This window comes from Streptomyces sp. NPDC000410 (genome assembly GCF_040300305.1).
Lineage (GTDB): Bacteria > Actinomycetota > Actinomycetes > Streptomycetales > Streptomycetaceae > Streptomyces.
On the sequence record NZ_JBEPDM010000066.1, the window covers coordinates 21,099 to 28,866 of the forward strand.

The window sequence follows — 7,768 nt, forward strand, 5'->3', positions numbered from 1 at the left end:
TTCACTCCCCTGACTCCGCCAGGACGCCGTCCGGCTCCGCGTACGGTCCGCGACGCCCGGGACACCGGTTGCGGCACTTGGCGGGCGGGCGCACGGTGAGCATGGGGCGCAGCCCGCCGCGTTCCGGACGGAGGCAGGAGACGTGAGCAGGAATCAACCCCTCGGCGTCCGGAGGGTCTCCCCTGGAGAGGTCGTGGGAGAGGTCGCGCCGTGAGACCCGGAGAGGTCGCGCGGTGAGGCGCTGGCGGGCCCTGATCGTCCTCGGCACGGCCCAGTTCCTCATGGTGCTGGACACGTCGGTGATGAACGTCTCGATCAGCCAGTTGGTCGAGGACTTCGACACCGAGGTCACCGCGATCCAGGCCGTCATCACCCTCTACACCCTGATCATGGCCGCTTTCATGATCACGGGCGGGAAGCTGGGTGACATGTTCGGACGCCGCCGCGTCTTCGGCATCGGACTGGTCGTGTACGCCACGGGATCCGCGCTCACCGCGCTGGCGCCGACCCTGTGGGTGCTCGCGCTCGGCTGGTCGGTGATCGAGGGGCTCGGTGCCGCCCTGGTCCTCCCCGCCCTCGCGGCCCTCGTGGCCGGTTCCTACCGGGGCCGGGACCGGGCCGTCGCGTACGGGGTCATCGGAGGACTGGCCGGCGCGGGCATCGCGGTCGGACCGCTGGTCGGCGGCTGGGTGACGACGTACCTGACCTGGCGTCTGGTGTTCGCCGCGGAGGTCGTCCTGGTGGCGGCCATCCTCTGCTGCATCCGGTGGATCGAGGACGACCCCCGGGCGGTCCCCCGGCCCCGGCTCGACACCTTCGGTGTGGTACTGTCCGCCGCCGGCCTGGCCTGCGTCGTCCTGGGCGTCCTGCAGAGCAGTTCCTGGGGCTGGCTGAAACCCCGCAACTCCCCCGTCACCATCTTCGGCTTCTCGCTCACCGTCTTCGTCATCGCGGCGGGCGCGGTCCTGCTCGGGCTGTTCCGGGCGTGGGAACGGCACGTGGAGACACGCGGCGACCAGCCCCTGGTCCGGTTCGCGCTGCTGGCCAATCCGCCCCTGCGTTCCGGCCTGGGCATGCTGCTCAGTCAGAACCTCATCCTGCTGGGGCTGTTCTTCGTCATCCCCCTCTATCTCCAGGTCGTGCAGGGATTCAACGCGTTCGAGACCGGGCTGCGGCTGCTCCCGGTCTCGGTCACCATGCTGATCTCCTCCATGAGCGGCTCGGTCCTCGCGAGGATCGCCGGCCCGCGCGCGGTGGTCCGGATCGGCATCGCGGTGCTGTTCGTCGCGATCGTGTGGCTGCTCGCCACCATCGGTCCCCGTATCGACGATCTCTCCTTCGCGCTGGCGATGGCCGTGCTGGGTCTCGGAATGGGCCTGCTCGCCTCGCAGCTCGGCAACGTCGTCCAGTCCAGCGTCGGGGAGTCGGAACGCAGCGAAGCCGGCGGCCTCCAGTACACCGCGCAGAACCTGGGCTCCTCCGTCGGCACCGCGCTCATCGGCTCCCTCCTCATCGGCGCCCTGGTCCATGCGTTCACGACGCAGATCGAGGACCATCCGACGATCTCGGACGCGGCACGGGAGCAGACCGGCATCGCCCTGGAGGCCGGGGTCAGCTTCGTCAGTACCGACCAGGTACGGACCGCGGCCGAGAGTGCCTCGTTGCCACCGGCCGAGACGGACGCCCTGGTCGGCTCCTACGCCGAAGCGCAACTCGGCAGCCTGAAGGCGGCCATCCTGGCGACGGCCGGCATCACGCTGGCCAGTTTCCCGCTCACCCGGCACCTGCCCGTGGGCAGGATGCCCAAGGTGCGCGGCGAAGGAGCGACGCGCTGATGGGGCGCCGCCCGCCGGTCGGCCGCGCCCCGGTCGGCGCGGCGGGATCGTCCGCCGACCCGGGATCCCGGAGGGGACCGGACGGCGACCCGGGATCCCGGAGGGGACCGGACGGCGACCCGGGATCCCGGAGGGGACCGGACGGCGACCCCTTGCTGGTCGCGAAGTTCACCGTGCCCGCGCTGCCCGGCATCTTCGTGCCCCGAGAACGCCTCCAGGACATGCTGAGCACTGGCACAGCCGGTCCGCTCACCCTGATCACGGGGCCCGCGGGCGCCGGCAAGACCACACTCGCCGCCTCCTGGGCCACGCTCGCGACACCGCCCGGACCGGTCGTGTGGCTGACCGTCGAGGGCCCCGACAGGGCCCCCGGAACGTTCTGGACCTACGTCATCGAGGCATTCCGCCGACGGGTGCCGCTGCCCGACGAGGTCGCGGTGCCGACACAGCCGGACACCGTCGACCCCTCGCTTCTGATCAGGCTCGCGGCGGCGCTGAGCGGTCTTGAGCACCCGGTGGTCCTGGTGCTCGACGGGCTCGACCGGCTGCCGGACCGCGAGGTGGCGTCCGGCCTGGACTTCGTGCTCGGCCACACGGAACGGCGACTGCGGCTGGTGCTGACCAGCCGCGTCGACCCGCTCCTGCCACTGCACCGGTACCGCGCCGAGGACAGGGTGCGCGAGATCCGCGGCAGCGACCTGGCGTTCACCCGGCAGGAGGCCGCGACGCTGCTGAAGGGCCACGGCCTGGCGCTGCGCGACGACAGTGTCGGCGCCCTCAGTCTGCGGACCGAGGGCTGGGCCGCCGGGCTGAGGCTGTGCGCCCTGGCCGTGGGTCAGGCCGGTGACCCGGACGGGTTCGCCCGGTCGCTGGCCGCCTCCGAGAGTGCCGTCGCCGAGTACCTGTTCTACGAGGTCCTGGAGGCCCAGCCCGACGGCACCCGGGATCTGCTCCTGCGCACCGCCGTCCTGGAGCGGATCCACCCCCAGCTCGCGGACGCCCTCACCGGGCGCCAGGACGCCGACTGGATCCTGGCCCGGCTCACCCGCGACAACGCCTTCCTCGAACGGATCGGGGACACGGCCTGGTACCGGTGTCATCCCCTGTTCGCCGAGGTGCTCCGGGCCCATCTGCGCCACGACCTGCCCGGCCTGGAACCGCAGCTGCGCCGTGCGGCGGCGGACTGGTTCGAGAAGTCCGGGAGGCTCCTGGAGGCCGCGGAGCAGGCGACCGCGGCCGGGGCGTGGCACCAGGCCGCCGGGCTGGTCGTCGACCACTTCGCCATCGGCCGCCTGCTGACCGGCCCGGACACCCAGCGGTTTGAACGTTTGTTCATAGACATGCCCGCCGACCAGCCCGGTACGGCCCCCGCACTCGTCGCGGCGGCGCTCGCCCTGGCCCGGCACGACACGGAGGCCTGCCGGACGCACCTCGGCCGCGCCGAGGACCAGCTGGCGGCGGCGGCACGAGCGGGAGCACAGGCAGAGCCGCCCGCGGCGGTGCGGCTCGCACGGTCGCTCCTGCGGCTGTTCGCCGGCCCCGACCCGGACGCGGCGGCACACGAGATCAGCGAGCTGCTGGAGCAGGCGCCGCCGGACCTGCTCACGGAGCACACCGAGATCGAAGCCCTCTGGCGCTACGGGCTGGGGCGGACGCTGCTGCGGTCCGGGCGCCTCGGCGAGGCCCTCGGCGCCCTGACGCACGCGGTACGGAGCTGCGCGGCCGACACCACCGCGGACCTGCGGCATCGCTGTCTGAGCGAACTCGCCTTCACCGAGAGCCTGCTGGGCGCCCTGAGACAGGCCGAGCGGCACGCCCTGCAGGCGCTCGCCGTCGCGGAGGACGGAGGCATCCCGCGCGGCCGACGCAGCGCCTACAGCTCCCTCGCGCTGGCCGCCGTCGCCTCGGAACGGGGCGAACCCGACGCGGCGGGGCACCACCTCCGCACCGCCGCGGAGTCCGCCGACGCCGAGCACGACCCGGTCTGTGCCACCGAGAGCGCGGTCATCCGCTCCCGGCTCTGCCTGGCGTCCGGCAGCTGGCAGGCCGCCCTGGCGGCCCTCAACGGCGGGCCGCCGCCGGACGGCGCGGCCGCCGCCGCGTGGCCGGCCGAGCGCGTCGCCATCGCCCGCGCCGCCGTGCATGTGGCGCGTGGCGCGCCCAGGGCCGCGATCGGCGTACTCGAAGCGGCCCCGCCCGGCGGCCCGGCCCACACCCTGGCGCTCGCGGAGGCCCATCTGGCCGGGGGAGACGCGGATCGGGCCGCGCGGCTCCTGGCGCCGCTCGCCCGTCAGGGCGGCGGGGAGGACCGTGGCGGTGTCGCCGCCCAGGTCCGGATCCGGCTGCTCCGGGCCGGGATCGCCGCCCTGGCCGGGGACACCGCCACGGCGGACCGCCTGCTCGGCCAGGCCTTGAGCACGGCCCACCCCGAAGGAATGCGCCGCCCCTTCACCGAGTCCGGTCCCCGGATACGCCGCCTGCTCGGCCACCGGACCGAGGCCGCCGACGCCCCTCCCCGCCCGGCCCCCGGCGAGCAGCTCACGCACCGGGAGGTGGAGGTGCTCCGGTGCGTGGCGGAGATGATGTCGACGGAGGAGATCGCCTCGGAGCTGCATGTGTCCGCCAATACGGTCAAGACGCATCTGAGCAGCATCTACCGCAAGCTCGCGGTCTCCCGTCGCAGCGAGGCCGTCCGCCGGGCCCGGGAGCTCGGTGTGCTCTGAGACCACCCGCTGCGCCGATGTCACCCTCTCCGGGTGATGCCGCCCCGTCCCGCGCGCGACAGCATGGCAGGCGATCGCGAAAAGGCCCGAGAAGGCCGGCCGTGCCCCAGGGGAGTGCGCACATGCGATACGAGTTCCGCGTCACCGGCGGCCTCTCCAAGGCCGTAACCGAAGCCTTCCCCGAACTGGAGAAGGTGCCTGCCCCGCCGCAGACACTGCTCTTCGGCCCGGTCACGGATGAGGCGCATCTGTACGGACTGCTGGCCCGGTTCCAGGACCTGGGCATCCGTGTCGTCGAGATGCGCCAGCTCCCGGAGTGATCCGGGTGCGATCCGAGCGCGATCCGGCGCGATCCCGATGGGACCGGAACGGCGGTCCGGCCGCCACCCGGAATCACCCGCGGCGGGTGAGCACGGACACCACGGGGCGGGCCGATGCTGGAAACGACCCGACGCCGTACGCCCGCCCGTGGACGGCGCGTGAATGGCAGGAGGAGAGCGATGGAGAGCTACCAGGTCCTCGCGTACGACTATCCCCTACTGGGGGCGTTCTGGACCGTGATGTGGATCTTCCTCTGGGTGATGTGGTTCATGCTGCTGTTCCGCATCATCGTGGACATCTTCCGCGACCACGAGATGAACGGCTGGGCGAAGGCGGGGTGGCTGATCCTCGTACTGATCATCCCCTTCCTCGGTGCCCTGATCTATGTGATCGTCCGCGGCCGGGACATGGGCAGGCGCGAGATCCAGCAGGCACGTGAGCAGCAGTCCGCGTTCGAGAGCTACATCCGGGAGACGGCCGCCGGTGCCGGCGGCGGAGTCGACCAGCTCGCCAAACTCTCCGAGCTCAAGGCCAAGGGAGACATCTCCGAGGCGGAGTTCGAGCGGGCCAAGCAGAAGCTCCTGAGCTGACCTCTGCCTCCCGGCCGACCCACAGGAGAGCGGAGGAACCGCCATGGCACAGTCACCGACAACACCGCGCCACTCCGAGACGACCCGGACCGTCGCCAGCGGGCTCGTGGTGTTCGCCGCGGTCATGCTGATCATCGTCGGCTTCCTCGACGTCTGCCGGGGCATCATGGGCATCACCGAGGACGAGGTGTTCGTGGAGACCCCGAACTACGTCTTCAAGCTCGATCTGACCGGGTGGGGCTGGTTCCACCTGATCCTCGGCCTGCTGGCCCTCGCCGTGGGGGTGTGCCTTTTCAAGGCGCCCCTGTGGGCACGGATCGGCGGCGTGATCATCGCCGGCGTGATGATCATTACGAGCTTCCTCTCGATGCCGTACTACCCCTTCTGGTCCTTCATCGTGATCGCCTTGTGCGCCGTCAGCATCTGGGCCCTGTGCGTCGTCAGTCCGGAGGACATGACGGGGTGAGGGCTCGGGGCCGGCCCCCGGCCGAGGGCGTACAGGACCCGAAAACACCGAAGCCGCAGGCGGGGTCGCTGCTTCACCTGCGGCTTACGGTGGGGCGGGTGGGACCCTCGGATCAGGGTGCGGGGGCGCGCCGCCCCGCACCCTCCCGCCACGGGACTCTCCGAGAACGGGTCTCACGGACTCTCAGGCAGTTCCAACCCGGTGCAGTGCCCGCGCCGGACCTGGTCCTTCGCGAACGCCGCTACGTACTCGCGTAGCAGGACTCGCTGCGTTTGCTTCTCTGCCTCGGTCGGAGGCTGGTATTTCCCGCCCCTTTCGCGCTCCTCGCGGGGGCGGCTGTCGTCGCCCCAGTGCGCGGCGAAACCGGCGTTCTCGCCGTCGCACCGGGCGACGGCCCATGCTCGGTACTCGGTCAGTGCGGGCTTCCAGGTACCGGCGCCCATCGGCAGCGGGTCAAAGCCGGAGCCCCCATCGTGTACGTTCGTGCCCCAGTCACCGCGCCAACTGGTGAGCTCGACGAGCCGTCGGCCCCGCCGGTCACTGTCGTCGTCGTCCTTCGACGCGTACAGGGTGCACCGTCCCACGATGCCGCCGTCAGCGATGGCGATGCGCACCTCCCCGTCGCGGCCCTCCGCCGGGACGCGGCTGATGGCAAGCGCATTGCAGGCGGTGTCCTTCGCATCGGCGCGGGGCACGAACCGGCCGGTGTCCGGGACGGCACCGTCCTTCGGTGCGGGCAGCGGCTCGCCACCACAACCGAGCTTCGTAGTCACTTCGTTCGTCATCCGTACCGCGAGCCGCAGCATGGCCGCCTTCTCCTCGCGACTCTCAGCGAAGTAGGTCCATGTGGTCACCAGCACCCGATGGTCTTTCCTGAGCGGGCCCTTGATGCCGTTCGGGCACTCGGGCATGAGGAAGACCCGGCTGTGCTGGTCCTCGAATCCGGGCAGACCGCCCGGCAGCACGGCGTGCGGCGGATAGTAGGCCCCGACGAACCGCAACTCCTCGTCGCGGGCCGCTCCGGGCGGATGGGCGTCGACCGCGACCACGACCTGGTCCGCGTCGCTCCTCAGCAGGCAGTGGTACTCGCCGAGATCCTTGTCGAAGGACTCCTGTTCCGAGCCGAGTCGCACGTCCTTCCGTACCGTCGTCAGGTCGCCACCGGGCAAGGCGCCCCCGCACGCCTCACGTGCCAGCCACCACTCCTTCACCGGCGTACGGACCGAGAACCCGACGATGACCAGTGCGAGCCCCGCACAGGCCAGGCTCCACAGCCACTTACGGTGCCGCGATGCCCAATCTTCCATGTGTTCCCCCGCTATCCCGGACACCACTTCCGCAACAGAGCGACCAGCGTCGCATGTGCCTTGCGCGCCAAACCCGACGGGGCCGCAGTCGTCTCCCGTGATGTTCTCAGTGGCTGTCCCCGGTCACCATGCCGGGATCCGGCAGTCTGCCGGGTCACTGCCTGCCGTCGTAAGGACAGGTGTCACCCGTGACAAGCAAGTTTGATAGCGTCCTCGGCCGGATCAGCGGGGAAAGGGTACGGAATGCGCGGTATACGGGGGCGTACATTGCCTGGTCGGAGGGACGATCGCGGCCGTCGTCGCCGGGGTCGTGGTGTGGTTCTCGGCGGGTCGGGCGCAGCAGCGCGCGGCCAATCTGGATCAACTGGAGCGGGCCTGCGCGGGATTGCTGCCCGGTGAGCAGTTGCGGGGCTTCGTGCCGGGGAACAGCGCCGGGGCGCTGGAGGAGTACGGCACGATGCTCGATCCGGGCCAGGAGAGCCGGGCGCTGCTGGACTGCACGCTCTCCTGGGGCCCGGGGCGGTGG

General features: G+C 71.4%; 6 protein-coding genes and 1 pseudogene. 6 read left to right on the plus strand and 1 reads right to left on the minus strand.

The genetic code is table 11. The features are described from left to right. Positions 1 to 233: 233 nt before the first annotated feature. The 5 genes from ABT342_RS34645 to ABT342_RS34665 all read left to right on the plus strand — a co-directional run bounded on the left by ABT342_RS34645 (position 234) and on the right by ABT342_RS34665 (position 5,935). The gene (locus tag ABT342_RS34645) at positions 234 to 1,835 is read left to right on the plus strand and encodes an MFS transporter (RefSeq protein WP_351582557.1); all 1,602 of its coding nucleotides are present in this window, start codon (positions 234 to 236) and stop codon (positions 1,833 to 1,835) included. Then, a complete protein-coding gene (locus ABT342_RS34650) occupies positions 1,835 to 4,558 on the plus strand; it encodes a winged helix-turn-helix domain-containing protein (RefSeq protein WP_351582558.1) in 2,724 nt (907 codons plus the stop codon). Before ABT342_RS34645 ends, ABT342_RS34650 begins: the two co-directional genes overlap by 1 nt. Before the next feature lie 122 nt (positions 4,559 to 4,680). Next, complete coding sequence (locus ABT342_RS34655) at positions 4,681 to 4,878, plus strand: DUF8691 family protein (RefSeq protein ID WP_351582559.1); 198 nt, start codon at positions 4,681 to 4,683, stop codon at positions 4,876 to 4,878. A 180-nt stretch (positions 4,879 to 5,058) separates the two neighbouring features. Further along, the gene (locus tag ABT342_RS34660; RefSeq protein WP_351582561.1) at positions 5,059 to 5,469 is read left to right on the plus strand and encodes an SHOCT domain-containing protein; all 411 of its coding nucleotides are present in this window, start codon (positions 5,059 to 5,061) and stop codon (positions 5,467 to 5,469) included. A 43-nt stretch (positions 5,470 to 5,512) separates the two neighbouring features. Next, on the plus strand, positions 5,513 to 5,935 hold the full coding sequence (locus ABT342_RS34665) for a DUF7144 family membrane protein (RefSeq protein ID WP_351582563.1): 423 nt from the start codon (positions 5,513 to 5,515) through the stop codon (positions 5,933 to 5,935). A gap of 173 nt (positions 5,936 to 6,108) precedes the next feature. Here ABT342_RS34665 and ABT342_RS34670 read toward each other — a convergent pair whose 3' ends face one another. After that, the gene (locus ABT342_RS34670; RefSeq protein WP_351582565.1) at positions 6,109 to 7,242 is read right to left on the minus strand and encodes a hypothetical protein; all 1,134 of its coding nucleotides are present in this window, start codon (positions 7,240 to 7,242) and stop codon (positions 6,109 to 6,111) included. A gap of 310 nt (positions 7,243 to 7,552) precedes the next feature. Here ABT342_RS34670 and ABT342_RS34675 point away from each other — a divergent pair. Continuing rightward, a pseudogene (locus ABT342_RS34675) lies at positions 7,553 to 7,768 on the plus strand (hypothetical protein); the annotation flags it as partial.

Coding starts and splice junctions, on each gene's coding strand:
- ABT342_RS34650 (WP_351582558.1), top strand. CDS start 1,835: ATGGGGCGCCGCCCGCCGGTCGGCCGCGCCCCGGTCGGCGCGGCGGGA.
- ABT342_RS34655 (WP_351582559.1), top strand. CDS start 4,681: ATGCGATACGAGTTCCGCGTCACCGGCGGCCTCTCCAAGGCCGTAACC.
- ABT342_RS34660 (WP_351582561.1), top strand. CDS start 5,059: ATGGAGAGCTACCAGGTCCTCGCGTACGACTATCCCCTACTGGGGGCG.
- ABT342_RS34665 (WP_351582563.1), top strand. CDS start 5,513: ATGGCACAGTCACCGACAACACCGCGCCACTCCGAGACGACCCGGACC.
- ABT342_RS34670 (WP_351582565.1), bottom strand. CDS start 7,242: ATGGAAGATTGGGCATCGCGGCACCGTAAGTGGCTGTGGAGCCTGGCC.